The organism is Candidatus Enterococcus huntleyi, assembly GCF_009933175.1.
Classification (GTDB): Bacteria; Bacillota; Bacilli; order Lactobacillales; family Enterococcaceae; genus Enterococcus_K; species Enterococcus_K huntleyi.
Genome location: NZ_MAEJ01000021.1, coordinates 1 through 1,763 on the forward strand (window position 1 = coordinate 1; position 1,763 = coordinate 1,763).

Sequence of the window (1,763 nt, forward strand, 5' to 3'; positions counted from 1 at the left end):
TGGTGTGCACCCCGTCAATAGGACAGTGAAATATTTTAAAATTTTTGTGGACTACTCGTCGATTATGATGGGTAGTTTTTTTGAAGCTTCAAAAAGTCAGTAGGTCATTTCTAAGGCTCGTCAAGCTGCTTCATAGTAGTGTTGATGGAATTCCATCGGCGTCATAACATGGAGCTTACGTTGATATCGACCATTGTTGTAATAGTTGATGTATTGCGTAATCATGTCAACGAGTTCTTCGCGGCTAGTAAATTTATGGTTATAATACTTCTCCCGCTTGAGAATCCCCCAAAAGCCTTCCATCGGTCCGTTATCGATGCACTTGCCTACACGAGACATGCTTTGCGTCATTTTTGCGTTTTTCAATCTTTTGTAAAAGTTGATATGGGTATATTGGAAGCCACGATCGCTGTGAAAGATTGGATGCGCATTTGGCTCCGTCTTGATTGCTTCGTCAAAGGTATCGAAAACCAAATTCAAGTCATTAGAATCCCGAAGCACATAAGAAACAATTCGACGATCATAAAGATCCAAAATCGCACTCAAATAAAGCTTATGCACTTTTTCTCCCAAATAGTACTTGAATTCTGAGACATCCGTCACCCATTTTTGATTTGGCTTCTTTGCTTTGAATTTCCGATTCAAAACATTTTTAGCCGTGTAATAGGGATGGTTGGCACGTCTTGTGATACAATTCGCTGGATGTTTGATGGTGGACTGGATTTGTTCATGACGACAGAGCCGTAAGATGTGCTTGTCATTAATTATCACTTTATATGTGCGCTTCAATTCATCCTTAATTCGTCGATACCCCATCTCTGGATGGTCATCATGAATCTTACGAATCGTTACAACTAGCTGTAGATTAGTTTCTTCCTGCGCACTTTTGGGCAGCTTCAACCAGCGATAATAGGCCGAACGTGTGACCTGAAGTTTGTCACACATCTGTTGGATTGGATAGCCTTTTTCTTCGTGTAAATGTTGGATAGATTGGTAAGACGTTATTTTTTTGAATTGTCCCAGTGATTCCTCCTTCCAAACTCCCTCACTTTTTTTAACAGGTCGTTCTCCATTTTTAAGTAGTCATTTTCTCGGCGCAGTTTCGCTAGTTCAATCGACAGTTCCTCTTCCGGTGTTCGACTGACTTGGTCTGCTTTGCGTCTGCCACGACGATCTTGAAGCCCGTCATAGCCCAGCTTTTCATATTTTTTCACCCAGATATACACATTTTGATAGGAAACCTGATACTTGATAGCCATTGCGCCATAATCTTTGTCCTGGGCAAGACAGTCGAGTACAATGGCATGACGTTCTTCTTGACTGGTTTCACGGGTTTGACTCATTCTACTTCCACCACTTTCTGATTTGAAGTCTTTATGAGTATTATACCCCTTCAGCCAATCTCGTAGTTGTCTGTTATCTCTAAGTCTATATTTTTTTGCAATAGCTGTAAGACTACCTTGACCGTCAAGGTAGTCTCGAACAGCAGCCAGTTTCAACTCTTTGGGATAGGATTTGTTTTTTCTAGTAGCCAATAAACCAGTAGGCCCTTCATTTTCATATAAGGTACACCAATTTTTAATTGTCGCCCAGGTCACGCCGACCTCCTTAGCCGCACCATTCAAGCTTAGTTCATGCCTAAGATAGCTTTCGACAATCTTTATACGTTCTTCCGGCGTAAGTTTCATTCTTCTTTTTCCCATAACAAATACCCCTATCTAGGATTTATTTATTTCTTTGTCCTAGATAGGGGTAGCATACCA

Annotated in this window: 2 protein-coding genes; both read right to left on the bottom strand. The window is 40.9% G+C overall.

Translation table 11 applies throughout. The features are described 5' to 3' along the window. Window positions 1-120 precede the first annotated feature (120 nt). Window positions 121-1,023 (bottom strand): IS3 family transposase, encoded by a 903-nt coding sequence (locus BAU15_RS15595; RefSeq protein WP_202622735.1) that lies wholly within the window; start codon window positions 1,021-1,023, stop codon window positions 121-123. Next, window positions 1,002-1,703, bottom strand: coding sequence for a helix-turn-helix domain-containing protein (locus tag BAU15_RS15600; protein ID WP_202622734.1), 702 nt, complete (start codon window positions 1,701-1,703; stop codon window positions 1,002-1,004). The genes BAU15_RS15595 and BAU15_RS15600 overlap by 22 nt, the downstream gene beginning before the upstream one ends. Window positions 1,704-1,763 lie beyond the last annotated feature (60 nt).